This is a genomic window from Micromonospora profundi, assembly GCF_011927785.1.
GTDB lineage: Bacteria > Actinomycetota > Actinomycetes > Mycobacteriales > Micromonosporaceae > Micromonospora > Micromonospora profundi.
The window spans coordinates 5,756,894-5,770,471 of the sequence record NZ_JAATJK010000001.1 but is presented as its reverse complement, the minus strand read 5'-3'; the positions used below and the strand labels follow the sequence as shown (position 1 = coordinate 5,770,471).

Below are 13,578 nucleotides of genomic sequence, written 5' to 3'. Positions count from 1 at the left end.
GCCTGAAGGGCTCAGGCTCGGCGGAGGAGGGCGATGGCTGCTCGGGAACAGGCGTTCAGCGGTATGCGCGGCTTGGCCGTCGTCCCGTCGTACGTCGTGATGCAGCCCACGACCCTCTGCAACCTGGACTGCGCGTACTGCTATCTGCCGTTCCGGGCTGCGGACCAGCGGATGTCGGTGCCGGTGGCCGAGGCGGTGGCGGCGGCGGTCAACCCGTGGGCGACCTCCGGTCGGTTCTCGGTGGTGTGGCACGGCGGTGAGCCGTTGGCTGCGGGTCGGGAGCACCTCGCCGACCTGATGGCGCCGTTCGGTCCCGAGGTCGAGCATCATGTGCAGACGAACGCCACGCTCATCGACGACGAGTGGTGCGACTTCTTCGCCCGGCACGAGATGCGCGTGAGCGTGAGCGTGGACGGGCCCCGGGAGCGCAACGGCGACCGGGTCAACAGGGGTGGGCAGCCGGCGTACGACCGGATCCTGCGGGGTGTGGCGGCGCTGCGTCGGCACGGCCTGCCGTTCTCGGCGCTGGCAGTGGTGTCCCGGCCCGTGCCCGGGCTCGCCGCCGAGTTGTACGACTATTTCCTCGGGTTGGGCTGTGACGTGCTCGGCATCAACATCGAGGAGACCGAGGGCGTCAACACCCGCGACAACAGTCACGACCCGAGGGCGGTCACCGCGTTCTGGGCCGAGTTGGTGTCGGCCTGGCGCCGGGAGCCCCGGATCCACCTGCGGGAGGTCGAGTGGTCGCTGCGGTACACGGCGGCGGTGCTCGATGACGCGGCGGACGCCGTGCTGCCGCGGCGGCTGGATCCGATCCCGACCATCGGGCACGACGGCTCGGTGACGGTGCTCTCGCCGGAGCTGGCGGGCTTCACCGACGCCCGCTACGGCGACTTCAGCAGTGGGAATGTCCTGGCCACACCACTGGCGCAGATCCTCGTCGACGCGGCGTCCACGCCGTGGGTGGGCGAGTTCCTGACCGGGGTGGAGGCGTGCAGGACGGCCTGCCCGTACTTCGGCTTCTGTGGCGGTGGTCATGCGGCCAACCGTTACTTCGAGCTGGGGCGTTTCGACGGTACGGAGACCGAGCACTGCCGCAACAGCAAGATCCGCCTATTGGAGGGAGTGTTGGAGCATGCCCGAGACCACCAGTCACCGGCGGCCTGAGCACGAATCGGATGCCATCCCGGACAGCGTCACCGAGCGGGTGCGGGAGGCCGCCCCCGGGCTTGTCGCTCTGCTCCAGGAGGCGGCGGACGCACGGCGGCTGCGGGCGGAGGTGTCGGGCGGGGACGGCGCCAGCGCGGTCTGCGCCTGGAACCACTTCGAGAACATCCCGACCTTCTACAACTGGAACAACCGCCCGCGCTGAGGTCGACCGCGATCAGGGGCCTGTCGGCCGGTAGGTGTTCTCCGGCTGGGGCAGGCCCCTGATCGTCTGCACCGGTGTCTTCCCGACGGGCACATGCGTGAGCACGCGGGGCTTACCGCGTGCTCAGCTGCGTCGAGAGGTCAGCGGGTCGGACGTACCCAGGGATCCGGGTCGTCGTCAGCATGATTCTCATCATCGTCGTCGACGAACTCTTTAGAGTCGTCGTCGAAGTGGTGCTCAGACTTACCAGCACCCGCCAGTTCGCGCTGCAAGGCGGTGAGGTCGGTGTTCGGGGAGTGGTACTTCAACTCCCGGGCCACCTTTGTCTGCTTGGCCTTAGCACGGCCGCGCCCCATGGCTCGACCCCCTCGCACAGAATGCGGGGCAGCCCGAAGGCGGGCCCCGATGACGTCAGGCATCTCTCGTAGGTCTTACGGTACATGGGGATGCCATCGTTCGGCACCTCGGGTTACCGTCAGCCGGCTCTGCGCGTCGCGTTGATCCGGCCGTCACCCAGTGTACCCGGTAAGGAGCGAAGCGGAGAGCGCCCGTGACACCAGTCAAAGCGTGACAAACCTGACTGGGCTTCAGCGTACCGAGCACTACCGACCTTTGAGGCCCGGAGGCGGATCCCGGTCGATCCGCCTCCGGTGAAACGCTCAGCGCAGGTGGATCGTGCGCAGGCGGCCGACCTCGGCCATCCGCCGCTCGGCCAGCCGGTCCGCCGCGACCGCGGGCGGTACGCCGTCGGCGTCCGCCAGGTGCAGGATCTCCCGGGTGGTGTCGTAGATCCGGGTTGCCCGGAGCTTCGCCCGATCGAAGTTGAAACCGTCGATCTCGTCGGCCACCTGGATCACGCCGCCGGCGTTGACCACGTAGTCAGGGGTGTACAGGATGCCCCGGTCGGCCAGCAGCTTCTCGATGCCCGGGTGGGCGAGCTGGTTGTTCGCCGCCCCCGTCACCACCTTGGCGCGCAGTACCGGCACGGTGTCGTCGTTCAGAGCGCCGCCCAGCGCGCACGGCGCGTACACGTCGATGTCCGCGGCGACGAGCGCGGAGGCGTCGTCCACGAGGGTGATCTGCGGGTGGTTGGTGCGCGCCCAGGCCAGCGCCTTCGGGTTGACGTCGGTGGCGACCACCTCGGCGCCGTCCTCCAGCAGATGCCCGGTCAGGTACCTGCCGACCTTGCCCAGGCCCGCCACGCCGACTCGCCGGCCGCGCAGGCTGGGCGTGCCCCAGACGTGCTCGGCGGCGGCCCGCATGCCCTGGAAGACGCCCCAGGAGGTGAGGATCGAGGAGTCGCCCGCGCCACCGTGCTCGACGCTGCGGCCTGTCACGTACCGGGTCTCCCGGGCGATCACGTCCATGTCCGCCACGTAGGTGCCCACGTCGCACGCGGTGTAGTAGCGGCCGGCGAGCGACTCCACGAAGCGGCCGTACGCGCGCAGCAGCGCCTCGCTCTTGACCTGCTCCGGGTCGCCCCAGATCACCGCCTTGCCACCGCCCAGATCCAGCCCGGCGAGCGCGTTCTTGTACGCCATACCGCGGGACAGGTCGAGCACGTCGGCGAGCGCGTCTTCCTCGCTCGCGTACGGGTAGAAGCGGGTGCCGCCGAGGGCCGGCCCCAATGCGGTGGAGTAGATCCCGATGATCGCCTTCAGGCCGCTCTGCTTGTCCTGGCAGAACACGACCTGTTCGTGTCCGGTCAATCCGGGGTCGTCGGTGCTCGCGAATACGCCCATGGCTGGCTCCTGAGATGGTGTGCGCCCTTGTGGGGTGCGGACCTGGTGGGACCCCCGGCGGGGATGCTGCCGGTGGGTCCGAGCCTAGTATCGGCCGCCGCGCAGGTGCCCGACGCGCCGCTGTCGTCCCACGTTGCGGCGCGCGTGGGTCCGGCCTCTGACCGCGTACGGGTGCGGTTCGTGGGAGGATCGCGCGGTGCCGTCGCTCTTCGCTTCTTACCTGCGCGTGTACGAGCCGCTGACCGCATTCGACCGTGACCGGCAGAGCTACTGGCGTCGCTACGTCTCGGAAGGGCGTGCGGTCGCACCCATGGAGGGGCCCGGCCGGCAACGGACTGCGGTGATCGAAGCGTTGGGCGCGGGCTGGACGCGGCTACCGGACCTGCCCGAGGAGGCGTACGTCCTGGAGACGGACGACGGCCTGCTGGTCTGCCCCTGGAACCTGCGGATCCGTGTCGCTGAGGCGGCGCTCAGCGCCCGGGACGGGGTGCCCTCGGTGCTCGCCGACGCCTTCGTGCCGCCGGTGCTCGCCGGGCAGGCCAGGGCCGTGGTGGACGACTGGCGCAGTGGCGCCCGGGTGTTGGAGCACGGGGTGCCGCGGGTGCACGAGCAGATCGCCACCTGGGGCGTACCGCTGCGGTGGTTCGTGCTCTTCGATCCGGCGGAGCGGGACCTGGTCACCGAGGTGGGCCGGCGTGCGATGCGCTACCGCACCGAGATCTCCAAGGCCCGCCGGCGGTCGTCGCGGGCGCTGTCGGTGTTGCGCAAGTCGGTGGGCGAGGCGCCGATCACCGATGCGGTGGAGGAGGCGGCCCGCTGGCTGGAGGAGTTCCATCCGCGTTCGGTGGTGGAGCTGGACTACGGCGGCCTTGTCGACCTGCTCTCCGACGAGACCCTCACCGCCGACGACTCTCCCGAGTTGGTCGCCAGCGGCCTTGCCGGGCTGTCGCGGGGCGAGGCCGACGAGGCGTCCGCCGCGTACGACAAGCTCGTGGCCCGGTGGCGTGCGGTGCAGCTGCTGGAGCGGTGTAACTAGGGCAAATAGCCCGAGAAGCCCTCTCAAGTTGAGCAGTGCTCGTAGTTGACGCATCACGAACCGTGATCATGAGTCCGAATAAGGTACTTTCTGCCATGTAAAAGTCGTAAAAATCGGGCATGGTTCATCCGTCCGTCTAGGGACCTTCATCCGTTCGGCCCATGTCGGACATCGGGGACTAGCCGGACCATGGGAGACGCGTCGGCCGGCGGGACCCCGGCCGATGTCTATACATGTGGAGGAGTGACCGATGGCATCGCGAACGCACGAACCAGAGCCGCTACTCACACCGGCCGAGGTGGCGTCGATGTTCCGGGTCGACCCGAAGACGGTGACCCGGTGGGCCAAGGCGGGCAAGCTCAGCGCCATCCGCACTCTGGGTGGCCACCGTCGATACCGCGAGTCGGAGGTCAGGGCGCTGCTGCAGGGTCAGATCCCGCAGCAGCGGCAGGGCGACTGAGCAGCATCAGCTTTTCCGGAAAGGGGCGGTGGATCTCGATCCGCCGCCCCTTTCCATGCCCGCTGTCGGTCGTCGACGGCCCGGTGTCAGTGGTGCGCCTCGGCCAGCGTCACGCGGATGCCGACAGTGCCGCCCTCGCCCCGGCGCAGCCGGCTGCCGAGCAGACTCAGCCTGCCGAGCAGCCGATACTTGTGCTTGAGCAGGTCACGGATCCGGCCGATGTCGCCGCCGTCGATCGTCGCGTGCGCGGGCACGTCCGCGCCGTGCGGTCGACCCCGCACGTCACATGGCGCCACTGTCACCTCGCCGTTGCGGCGAATGCGCTTGACCTTGCCCGAGTCGGCCCGGGTCCAGACCGCCAGCGTGTCGCCGTCCCGGACCGCCCAGACCGGCGTCGGCACCGCTCGGCCGTCCTTGCGGAAGGTCGTGAGCAGGATGTATTTCTCGGCCGCCAGCCGGTCCAGCATCGTCACGCCGCAAGGATACGGCGGACACGGCCACTGAGTGGCCAGATAGCGTGAACATTGTGACTGGCGAGCCTCTCATCGGAGACGTGTTCGGCGAGCTGCTGCGGGACGCGCTCGCCGTAGCCACCGGGGTGGGACCCCGGCCGATGGCCGGTGGTCGACTGCCCCGACCGGTCATCGAGATCATCGAGCGGGACGACGGGCTGATCAACGGCGCTCCTGCCGCACACTATTTGGACGGGCCGGCCGACTGGCAGCCCTACGACCACCGGGCCGTGGACCGGGCGCGGGGCGAGACTCTCGACGTCGGCACCGGCGCCGGCCGGATCGCGCTGCTGCTCCAGGAGCGCGGTGTACCGGTGACCGGGCTGGACACTTCGGCGGGCGCGCTGGCGGTGAGTCGACGTCGGGGCGTACGGAGGTTGGTGCACGGCACCGTGGACACTCACGTCGCCGACGGCCAGCGGTACGACACGTTCCTGCTGCTCGGCAACAACCTTGGGCTGTTCGAGGGGCGGCAGCGGGCACCTGGCTTCCTGGCCGCGCTCGCCGCGCTGGCCCGACCCGGGGCGCAGATCATCGCGCACGGCACCAACCCGTACGGCACACGCGATCCGCTGCACACCGGCTACCACGAGCGCAACCGCAGTCGGGGCAGGCTCGGCGGCCAGCTGCGGCTGCGACTCCGCTACCGGGAGCTGGGCACGGATTGGTTCGACTACCTGGTCTGCTCGCCTGACGAGTTCGCCGAACTGGTGCACGGCAGCGCCTGGCGGCTGACCGATGTGGACGACCGCGACGCCCCCTACTACCTGGCCACGCTGCGTCTCGCCGAATGAGCTGAACCTTGTGTGTGTAAGGAAGGGCCCCTTGTTAACGCCAGGCGTTAACAAGGGGCCCTTCCTTACACCTCAAACCTGGACGGTCGGGGGAAGCTGCTCGGGCGGCATGCCACCGTCGCCGTCGACCACCTCGTCGGGGGTGCCGTCCTCGTCGATGTCCACCATGGTGATGTCCACCTTGCCGTCACCGTCGGTGTCGAACTGGAACAGATCGGCCTTGCCGTCGCCGTCGGTGTCGACCACCCACACGTCGGTACGACCGTCGTTGTTGGTGTCAGCGCGCAACAGGTCGACCCGTTCGTCGCCCCGCGTCTCCACGACCTCCGAGTCGGTGCTGCCCGGGTCGGTGACGCTCTCCGGTGCCTGGCTCATGTCGACTGGTCCTTCCCTTGAGTTGACAGGCCGTACGTACCCGATCCCGCGCTCCCCCACGCATGGGCCGGGCCGTCGTGCTGTTTAGGGTCGCACCATGAGCGAGCGGATCCGACGGAGCACCCGGGTCGGCGCGGCGGGGACCCCGCGCGCCACCGGGCCGGACAGGGAGGCGTGATGAACGATCGTTTCGTGGTCGTCGGTGCGGGCACGATGGGGCTCGGCATCGCGTACGTGGCGGCCGGATCCGGGCACGCCGTGGAGTTGGTGGAGGTGGACCCGGAGCGGGGCGCGACCGCGCTGAACCGGCTCGCCGACCTGTGGGAGCGGGCGGTGCAGCGCGGCAAGCTGACCGCCGACGAGGCCGCCGCCAACCGGCAGCGGGTGACGCTGCGCCCGACGCTCGCCGAGGTCGAACCCGCCCCGGCGGTGATCGTAGAGGCCGTACCGGAGCGGCTGGACCTGAAGAGGGCCGTGCTGCGCGCCGCCGCCGCCCTGACCCCGGCCCTGCTGGGCAGCAACACCTCAAGCATCGCCATCGGTGAGCTGGCCGCCGGGCTGGACGCGCCGGAGCGCTTCCTCGGCCTGCACTTCTTCAACCCGGTCTGGGCGATGGCTCTGCTGGAGATCGTGGTCGGCCCGGCCACCGCCGAGGAGACCACCGCCGCGGCCGTCGCGCTCGCCGGCCGGCTGGGCAAGGACCCCGTCGTCGTACGCGACATGCCCGGCTTCGCCACCTCCCGACTCGGGGTCACCCTGGGGCTGGAGGCGATCCGCATGGTCGCCGACGGAGTTGCCAGCCCTGCCGACATCGACAAGGCGATGGTGCTGGGCTACCGGCACCCGATCGGGCCGCTGGAACTCACCGACCTGGTCGGCCTGGACGTGCGGCTGGACATCGCACGGACCCTCCAGGCCGCTTACGGGGACCGCTTCGCGCCACCGCCGCTGCTTGAGGAGATGGTGGCCGCCGGACGGCTGGGCAAGAAGTCGGGGCAGGGCTTCTACACGTGGGACGGCGGTGTGAAGCGGTGAGCGGGCTGCGGATCGAGGAACTACCGGACCGACTCGTGGTCACGCTGGACCGACCGGAGAAACGCAACGCCATCGACGCCGACCTCGTCGCCGAACTGCACGAGGTCTGCGCCGAGTTGGAGGCGCGTCCCCGGCTGCTGTTGCTTACCGGCGGCGCGGAGGGCATCTTCGCCGGCGGCGCCGACATCGGCCAGCTCCGCGAGCGGGGGCGCACCGACGCGCTGGCCGCGATCAACTCGGCGGCCTTCGCCCGGATCAGGGCGCTGCCGATGCCGAGTGTGGCAGCGGTCGACGGGCCGGCGCTGGGCGGCGGCGCGGAGCTGGCGTACGCCTGCGATCTGCGGGTGTGCACGGCGCGGGCGGTCTTCGGCCAGCCTGAGGTGCGGTTGGGCATCCTGGCCGGCGCAGGCGCGACCCACCGGCTGCCGGCGCTGATCGGCGAGGCCCGGGCCAAGGAGTTGCTGTTCACGGGCCGCCGGGTGGACGCCGCCGAGGCGCTGCGGATCGGCCTGGTGAACCGGCTGGTGGACGAGCCCGGTGAGCTGTTGACCGTGGCGCACGGGCTGCTGGACGAGATGGCCCAGGGCTCGCCGCTGGCGTTGCGGCTGACCAAGCTGGCGGTGGACGCGCCGGCCGCCGCGCACCCGCAGCTCGACCTCGTCAGCCAGGCGGTGCTGTTCGAGGACGAGGAGAAGCACCGCCGGATGACCGAGTTCCTGCAACGCCGTCGCGCCCGCTGACGCAGGCAACACGCCCACCGCCCACCGTCTGCCGGCGCGCGGCGCTGCTCGGCCACGATCGACTCGGGTTCCTTGAAGTCGGGGCATCGGACGCGCTCGGATACCGCGATTTGCAGGAAAGCGAGTCGATCACGCGCGGCGCCTCAGACGGAAACGGCCGCACCGGCGGGAAGCCGGTGCGGCCGTCGCGGGCCGCTGTCGATGCTCAGTGCCGGATCTGCACCCCGGAGTCGGCGAGCGCACGGATCACCTGGGCGGACTCGCCGAACCCGATGATCAGTACGGCGTCTGCGCCGAATTCCTTGATCTCCTTCGCGCCGCTCGTGAAGTCCACCGGAGGCGAATCCGGGTCCGGCGGCGGCTCGTAGGTGAGCAGTTTGAGCCGGTCACCGGCGATTCCGGCCTTCTCCAGCTCGCCACGGACGGTGGCCTGAAGGCCCTCGCCGTAGGAGTCCTTGCGAGCCACGATGACGATCTTCTGCGATCCGTCGCGGAGGATGACGTCTGCCAGCGCCCGGCCCTGGAGGCTGTCCGGCGGGGCGGTGCGGAAGTAGAGGCCGTTGTCCTCGACATCGGTCAGGCTGGCGTCGGTGTTGGACGGCGAGAAGAGGATCTTGCCGGCCTTCACCACGTCCGGCAGTACCTCGCGGGAGATGCCCGAGGCGCCGGCGCCGATGATGACGCTCACGCCTTCCGCCGTGTGCCTGGCCACTGTCGCCTTGGCCACCGCCGGGCTGGTGCCGTCGTCGCCGTCCATCCACGTCACCGGCTTGCCCAGCGCACCACCGGCAGCGTTGATCTCCTTGATCGCCAGAGCGGCGCCAGCGGCCATCGGCGGGTACGCCAGCGCCAGGTCACCGGTCTTCGGCAGCAGGCCACCGATGATCAGAGGCTTCTGGTCGTCGGCGGCGCCACCCGGGCGGGCCTTGCGCGCCTTCGGCGGAGCCTTGGTGCTCGCCGCCGACTCGGCGCCCGCACCGACGAACTCGGTCTTACCGTCGTTGATCTGCTGGCCGTCGAACGTCAGCGTGGCGTAGCTCGCGGTGGCCGGCTCGCCCTTGTCGGTGAAGCCCGCACGGGTCAGCGACACACTGCGGTACTCGATGTCCTGCCCGGCGCGGGCCAGCGTCAGGCAACTGGCCGGGTCCTCGCAGCGCTGACCGTTGTTCGTCACGCCGACTATCTGCTTCGCGATGGCCGCCGGGTCGGTGCTCCCGGCGAGCTGGGCGGCGAGCGCCGCGATCACCACAGCGTCGTACGTCTCCGCCGAGTAGAGGAAGTCCGTCAGCGCCGGATTGACGGACCGTAGCCGGCTCTTGAAGTCGTCGGGCAGGGGTGTGAGCGGCGTGGTCCCCTTCATCCCATCGACGAGATCCGCGCGTTCCTTCAACTCCGCTGGGTAGGAGTTGAGCATGTTGCCATCCGTGCCATAGAGGCGCACCTGTTGGGCGCTGCCCTCCTCGGCCTTGTCTTCCCCGCAAGCGCTTGTGGCGAGCAGGAGCGTCGCGCAGGCGGCCAGTGTGGCCACCCGCGAACGGCGTGATACGAGCATGGTCGTCCTTCCTCCGGCGAAGGTCCGCTGCGCACATTAGCGTGCCGGGCCTGGCAGCGGGACCGTGGAGGTGCCGTAATGCGCAGGCCACCCAGGTTGAATACGCAGAGTGACGAACATGCCTGGCCTTGACCTCCGGTCCTACTGTGCGCTGCGTGACCGACCTACCACAGCAGACGTTCGACGACGCGGCCGCCGTGCTCAGCTCGGCACTCTCTGGCGATGGAGACGCGGTGGTGGGGGCATTCGACGCGGTTGTCGACCGTGCCGGCCTGCCCGGCGCGTACGGGGTCGCCTGGTGCCTGGCCGCGACGATGGTCGGTGACGCCCCATCGACCACCGGATGCGCGCTGGACTTCCCCGGAATCGAACAGGCGGCCTACGACGCCCGCTGGGTGGCGCGCTTCGTGAGCGCGTACGCCAACCAGGACGTACCGACCGGGGAGGCACTATTCGGCGCGGCCGCAGCCGATGGGCTGCTCTCCGACTGTCTGCTCACGCTCGCCGGCTCGACCATCGCCACCCTGCGCAGCCGCGCCGGCTGACGCTTCGCGCGGCGCCCGTCGGGACCCGGGCGCCGCGCGCATCCGAACCGCTCAGAACGCGTGGTACGCGACCAGTGGCTCGTACTCGTAGCGGAGGTTTTCGAAGCGGACCCGGAAGTTGACGCCGTCGCGGACGTTCGTCGCCACAGTGATCCAGCCGGAGTTGGCCGGCAGGTAGGTCCAGTAGTTACAGCTCCCCGTCTTGTCGACGAAGATCACGCAGGCGTCCGTGCCGTACGCGCTGGCGTTGCGCACGTTGATGTCGCGGCACCGGCTCGTGGTGCGGTAGGTGCCGGCCTGGCCGCCGTAACCGCCGGTCTGGAAGAACGACCGGACCGCCCCGCCGTAGCAGGTGGCGAGCGTGGCGAAGAGGTTCGGCCCCGAGACCTCCGGACCGGCCGGTTTGACCTGGTTGACCTCGGTGGCCTGGGTGGTGGGAGTGGCCTGGGCGGCCTGGGTGGGTGCGCCGACGGCGAGCAACGCGGCGGCCGTGGCGACGGCGAGCAGGCGAGCAATCGGGGATGACATGCGGGCCTCCGGAAACGATTCACTGACCGTCCGTGGCGGACGGGGAGCCGATCGTGACGATGATACTCATCGATTGATCTGCCTGTGGTCCCTTGCTGTCGGTCGGGTGTGATAGCTCTGGGGGCATGTCCGAGGCCATGCTCAGCAAGGTGCGCAAACTGTTGGCCCAGGCCGAGGACCCGGCCTGCACGCCTGCGGAGTCGGCCGCGTTCACCGCCAAGGCGACCGAGTTGATCGCCCGCTACGGGGTCGACCGGGCGCTGCTCGCCGCCCGCGACCCCACCACCGACCCGGTGGGCGACAGGGTGCTGGACATCGTCGCCCCGTACGCCCGCGACAAGGTCGGCCTCCTCGCCGCCGTCGCCGAACCACTGCGCTGCCGCTGTGTCCGTCGCCCGCGCGGCAACGGGTTCACGCTGCACCTTTTCGGCTTCGCCAGTGACCTGGAGCGGGTCGACCTGCTCTTCACCTCGCTGCTCGTCCAAGCCGCGCACGGGCTGGCGGCCACGCCGGTCCCCGAGGGCGAGCACCTGGCCGCCTTCCGCCGGTCCTGGCTCGCCGGCTTCGCAGAAGTGATCGGGGGTCGACTCTGGGCGGCCGAGAGAGCGGCAGCCAGCGAGCCGGGCAAACCTTCCATGGCGCTGGTGCTCGCCGACCGCTCCGACCGGGTGCAGCGCCGGCTCGCCGAGGAGTACCCGCGACTGCGTACCGCGCCGCCGCGCCGGCTGGCCGGTACCGGCTTCGGCTCCGGGGCGGAAGCCGGGCAACGCGCGAACCTGGGCGGCCGCGACCTCAACACCCGCTCATCCGCCGCTCGACAACTCGGCGGCCATTGACTCCCCTGCGCTGCCAGGGGCGGCGGCCGTTGAACCCGCCGCGCTGCCAGGCGCGGCGGCTGTGTCAGGCGGGGCTGGCGGGGTGGCGGCGGGCCACCGTGGCGAGGTAGCGGGAGAGCAACTCGTGCCAGCCCGCGGTGAGCGCCTTGCGGTATCCCTCGGCAGCCTCGCCGTGCCTGTCGAAGTGCCGGTGCTCCAGCTCGACCCGGGTGCGCTCAGGCCCGTCCGCCAGGAACAGCACCTCGACCTCACTGGCCCGCGCCGGATCCGGCACCGGCACCCGGTCCGGGCCGATCTGCCAGCTGAAGACCAGCCGACGCGGCGGATCCCAGGTGAGCACCCGTCCCCAGTCGGCGCGGAAGCCGTGCGGCCCGATCTCGTACAGCATGCCGCCGGCCTGCGGCTCCATGCCCAGCTCGGCGAGCGCCTCCGGGCCGGACCAGGTGTATTCGGTGACCCACCAGTCGCTCAGCTCGTCGGTGAAGACGGCGAACGCGTGCTCGGGCGGCCCTGGGGCGAGGAGGCTGCACCGCAAGGAGAAACGGTCCATGTCCTGACGGATGCCGGCCGGATCAGTTATCTCCTGTCCCATAGGCCCGGACCATACCGGCTGATGCCCGGGTGTGCAGCTTCGCGCAGTGCCCTGTTCCAGACAGTGCGTTGCCGAACGGTCACTGATGGGATGCCCCGCCGGAAAGCGGGTAACCGCGCCGGACGCCCGGACGACCGGGCGGCGTACGGGGTGGAGCGGGAGTATGAGCGAGAGCGCGCAGCAGCGGAAGCCGGACCGGAACGTCGACGAACCCGACGTCCTGCTCGACATTCCGAAGGTATCGGTCGACACGCTGCGACTGGCAGTCGACGGGTTGGACGCCGACCTCTCGCTGCGGGCCCGGCTGGCCAACCTGCTCCACATCGACGCCGGCGTACGGGTGCACCTGCGCGGCGTCGAGCTTGACGTCGACGGCGTGCAGGCCGAGGCGCAGTTGCGCGTGCGGTTGGAGCAGCTGGTGGCGCTGCTGAGCAAGGCGCTCGACACGATCGACAACAACCCGCAGGTGATCGAAGCCATCGGACGGTCGGCCGTCGTCGCGATCGACGACTTCAGTCGCGGTGCCGAACAAATGACCGTCAGGGTCGCCGAGGGCAGCGCCTCGGCACAGCACTCCGGGGTACGTGACGAACTGCGCCGGCGATCAGCAACGCCCGGAACCATTGCGCGCCCGGCCCGGCCGGGTTCCGATCGGCCCGGTACGCCCGACCAGGGCCGAGCGGAGGCTACCGAGCCAGCGGGATCGCGTCCGGGCGAGCGCCCGCCGACGGGCCGAGGCCCTGCCGACCGGGCGCCCGAGGATCAGGGCAGCAACGGTCAGGGCGGCAACGGTCAAGGTGGCGGGCCGGGCGGGGCTCAGGCCGCCGCTCAGAGCGCTACGCAGTTCGCCGAGCAGGCGGGCGAGACACTGCTGCAGGCCGGGCGCAGCGTGTGGGAGGCGATCCAGGGCGGCCTGGCACAGCATCGTCCGCCGGACCGCCGGGATTAGCGACGAGATCGGCAGCCCAGTGGCGAGCCGCAACTACTGGTGGTCCTGGAAAGGGGAATTCACGTACTCGCCAAACGGCTGGACGGATCCATCCCAACCGTTCCAGCCCTGTTGGGTCATCTGTCCATCACTGTAGGTGTAAGACCAGCGGGAACCGTCTTCGCCCTCGAACTGGACGGTTCCCGAGCGAACGAACGGTGCGATAGCGACGTAGAAGGTAGTAGCGTAATGCGACCACTTGGGGTCGCCGTCGTCGTCGCGGCTGAACTCGATCCAGTCCCCGTCGCGGATGATCGAGGCTCTGGCTGCCTCCGCCATGCCGACAACGGTGTCATTCGGCGGATACAAATCTGGCGTGTACCAACCACCTCGTTCGGCCCAGGCGGCTTTGACAGCGGCGGCCGCAGCGACGTCGTCCGACTCCGGAAGGTGCAGGCGGCCTGAAGGCCACACCAGGTATCCCACGGCAGGCACCCTACAACGGTCGATGTCCACCGTGCCGGCATGCGG

Annotated in this window: 18 protein-coding genes; 10 read left to right on the top strand and 8 right to left on the bottom strand. The window is 70.1% G+C overall.

What is annotated here, in order from left to right:
- Window positions 1-63 precede the first annotated feature (63 nt).
- On the top strand, window positions 64-1,167 hold the full coding sequence (amcB, locus tag F4558_RS25710) for a cyclophane-forming radical SAM peptide maturase AmcB (RefSeq protein WP_304438213.1): 1,104 nt from the start codon (window positions 64-66) through the stop codon (window positions 1,165-1,167).
- Window positions 1,136-1,372 carry a multiple cyclophane-containing RiPP AmcA gene (gene amcA / locus F4558_RS25705; protein WP_053652001.1) on the top strand — a complete coding sequence of 79 codons (237 nt, stop codon included), beginning with the start codon at window positions 1,136-1,138 and terminating at the stop codon, window positions 1,370-1,372. Before amcB ends, amcA begins: the two co-directional genes overlap by 32 nt.
- Before the next feature lie 140 nt (window positions 1,373-1,512).
- Here amcA and F4558_RS25700 read toward each other — a convergent pair whose 3' ends face one another.
- Entirely contained in the window at window positions 1,513-1,728 is a 216-nt protein-coding gene (locus F4558_RS25700; RefSeq protein ID WP_007454329.1) for a DUF3073 domain-containing protein, read from the bottom strand.
- 303 nt (window positions 1,729-2,031) lie between these two features.
- On the bottom strand, window positions 2,032-3,114 hold the full coding sequence (locus F4558_RS25695) for a Leu/Phe/Val dehydrogenase (RefSeq protein WP_053652005.1): 1,083 nt from the start codon (window positions 3,112-3,114) through the stop codon (window positions 2,032-2,034).
- A gap of 196 nt (window positions 3,115-3,310) precedes the next feature.
- Between F4558_RS25695 and F4558_RS25690 the strand changes: the two genes are divergently transcribed.
- Window positions 3,311-4,150, top strand: coding sequence for a DUF8083 family protein (locus F4558_RS25690; protein WP_053652007.1), 840 nt, complete (start codon window positions 3,311-3,313; stop codon window positions 4,148-4,150).
- 250 nt (window positions 4,151-4,400) lie between these two features.
- The gene (locus tag F4558_RS25685) at window positions 4,401-4,610 is read left to right on the top strand and encodes a BldC family transcriptional regulator (RefSeq protein WP_007073996.1); all 210 of its coding nucleotides are present in this window, start codon (window positions 4,401-4,403) and stop codon (window positions 4,608-4,610) included.
- Between the two features lie 86 nt (window positions 4,611-4,696).
- On the opposite strand, the gene F4558_RS25680 is transcribed toward F4558_RS25685, so the two are convergent.
- Window positions 4,697-5,083 carry a PPOX class F420-dependent oxidoreductase gene (locus tag F4558_RS25680; RefSeq protein ID WP_167946280.1) on the bottom strand — a complete coding sequence of 129 codons (387 nt, stop codon included), beginning with the start codon at window positions 5,081-5,083 and terminating at the stop codon, window positions 4,697-4,699.
- Between the two features lie 53 nt (window positions 5,084-5,136).
- Between F4558_RS25680 and F4558_RS25675 the strand changes: the two genes are divergently transcribed.
- A complete protein-coding gene (locus F4558_RS25675) occupies window positions 5,137-5,916 on the top strand; it encodes a class I SAM-dependent methyltransferase (protein WP_167946278.1) in 780 nt (259 codons plus the stop codon).
- 72 nt (window positions 5,917-5,988) lie between these two features.
- Here F4558_RS25675 and F4558_RS25670 read toward each other — a convergent pair whose 3' ends face one another.
- Entirely contained in the window at window positions 5,989-6,291 is a 303-nt protein-coding gene (locus tag F4558_RS25670; protein WP_053652011.1) for a hypothetical protein, read from the bottom strand.
- 177 nt (window positions 6,292-6,468) lie between these two features.
- Here F4558_RS25670 and F4558_RS25665 point away from each other — a divergent pair, with 177 nt between their 5' ends.
- Both F4558_RS25665 and F4558_RS25660 read left to right on the top strand, forming a co-directional pair.
- Entirely contained in the window at window positions 6,469-7,326 is an 858-nt protein-coding gene (locus F4558_RS25665) for a 3-hydroxyacyl-CoA dehydrogenase family protein (RefSeq protein ID WP_167946276.1), read from the top strand.
- Window positions 7,323-8,066 carry an enoyl-CoA hydratase/isomerase family protein gene (locus F4558_RS25660; protein WP_167946274.1) on the top strand — a complete coding sequence of 248 codons (744 nt, stop codon included), beginning with the start codon at window positions 7,323-7,325 and terminating at the stop codon, window positions 8,064-8,066. The genes F4558_RS25665 and F4558_RS25660 overlap by 4 nt, the downstream gene beginning before the upstream one ends.
- Before the next feature lie 205 nt (window positions 8,067-8,271).
- On the opposite strand, the gene F4558_RS25655 is transcribed toward F4558_RS25660, so the two are convergent.
- A complete protein-coding gene (locus F4558_RS25655; protein WP_167946272.1) occupies window positions 8,272-9,618 on the bottom strand; it encodes an ABC transporter substrate-binding protein in 1,347 nt (448 codons plus the stop codon).
- 155 nt (window positions 9,619-9,773) lie between these two features.
- On the opposite strand from F4558_RS25655, the gene F4558_RS25650 reads away from it, so the two are divergent.
- Window positions 9,774-10,163: a hypothetical protein gene (locus F4558_RS25650; RefSeq protein WP_053652019.1), complete on the top strand. Its 390-nt coding sequence runs from the start codon at window positions 9,774-9,776 to the stop codon at window positions 10,161-10,163.
- Window positions 10,164-10,214: 51 nt separating this feature from the next.
- Here the strand turns inward: F4558_RS25650 and F4558_RS25645 are convergent, their stop codons facing one another.
- Window positions 10,215-10,691, bottom strand: a complete 477-nt coding sequence (locus tag F4558_RS25645; RefSeq protein ID WP_167946270.1) for a hypothetical protein — start codon at window positions 10,689-10,691, stop codon at window positions 10,215-10,217.
- A 125-nt stretch (window positions 10,692-10,816) separates the two neighbouring features.
- Here F4558_RS25645 and F4558_RS25640 point away from each other — a divergent pair, with 125 nt between their 5' ends.
- Window positions 10,817-11,527 (top strand): DUF2786 domain-containing protein, encoded by a 711-nt coding sequence (locus tag F4558_RS25640; protein WP_167946268.1) that lies wholly within the window; start codon window positions 10,817-10,819, stop codon window positions 11,525-11,527.
- Between the two features lie 64 nt (window positions 11,528-11,591).
- Here F4558_RS25640 and F4558_RS25635 read toward each other — a convergent pair whose 3' ends face one another.
- Window positions 11,592-12,119, bottom strand: coding sequence for an SRPBCC family protein (locus tag F4558_RS25635; RefSeq protein ID WP_053652025.1), 528 nt, complete (start codon window positions 12,117-12,119; stop codon window positions 11,592-11,594).
- Window positions 12,120-12,282: 163 nt separating this feature from the next.
- On the opposite strand from F4558_RS25635, the gene F4558_RS25630 reads away from it, so the two are divergent.
- Window positions 12,283-13,068 carry a hypothetical protein gene (locus tag F4558_RS25630; protein WP_167946266.1) on the top strand — a complete coding sequence of 262 codons (786 nt, stop codon included), beginning with the start codon at window positions 12,283-12,285 and terminating at the stop codon, window positions 13,066-13,068.
- Between the two features lie 33 nt (window positions 13,069-13,101).
- Here the strand turns inward: F4558_RS25630 and F4558_RS25625 are convergent, their stop codons facing one another.
- A complete protein-coding gene (locus F4558_RS25625) occupies window positions 13,102-13,533 on the bottom strand; it encodes a hypothetical protein (protein ID WP_157552137.1) in 432 nt (143 codons plus the stop codon).
- Between the last annotated feature and the right edge of the window lie 45 nt (window positions 13,534-13,578).

Excerpts from the sequence above, each read along its gene's own strand:
- F4558_RS25670 (WP_053652011.1), bottom strand. The coding sequence starts at position 6,291 with ATGAGCCAGGCACCGGAGAGCGTCACCGACCCGGGCAGCACCGACTCG.
- amcB (WP_304438213.1), top strand. The coding sequence starts at position 64 with ATGCGCGGCTTGGCCGTCGTCCCGTCGTACGTCGTGATGCAGCCCACG.
- F4558_RS25645 (WP_167946270.1), bottom strand. The coding sequence starts at position 10,691 with ATGTCATCCCCGATTGCTCGCCTGCTCGCCGTCGCCACGGCCGCCGCG.
- F4558_RS25640 (WP_167946268.1), top strand. The coding sequence starts at position 10,817 with ATGTCCGAGGCCATGCTCAGCAAGGTGCGCAAACTGTTGGCCCAGGCC.
- amcA (WP_053652001.1), top strand. The coding sequence starts at position 1,136 with ATGCCCGAGACCACCAGTCACCGGCGGCCTGAGCACGAATCGGATGCC.
- F4558_RS25630 (WP_167946266.1), top strand. The coding sequence starts at position 12,283 with ATGAGCGAGAGCGCGCAGCAGCGGAAGCCGGACCGGAACGTCGACGAA.
- F4558_RS25685 (WP_007073996.1), top strand. The coding sequence starts at position 4,401 with ATGGCATCGCGAACGCACGAACCAGAGCCGCTACTCACACCGGCCGAG.
- F4558_RS25655 (WP_167946272.1), bottom strand. The coding sequence starts at position 9,618 with ATGCTCGTATCACGCCGTTCGCGGGTGGCCACACTGGCCGCCTGCGCG.
- F4558_RS25665 (WP_167946276.1), top strand. The coding sequence starts at position 6,469 with ATGAACGATCGTTTCGTGGTCGTCGGTGCGGGCACGATGGGGCTCGGC.
- F4558_RS25635 (WP_053652025.1), bottom strand. The coding sequence starts at position 12,119 with ATGGGACAGGAGATAACTGATCCGGCCGGCATCCGTCAGGACATGGAC.
- F4558_RS25695 (WP_053652005.1), bottom strand. The coding sequence starts at position 3,114 with ATGGGCGTATTCGCGAGCACCGACGACCCCGGATTGACCGGACACGAA.
- F4558_RS25700 (WP_007454329.1), bottom strand. The coding sequence starts at position 1,728 with ATGGGGCGCGGCCGTGCTAAGGCCAAGCAGACAAAGGTGGCCCGGGAG.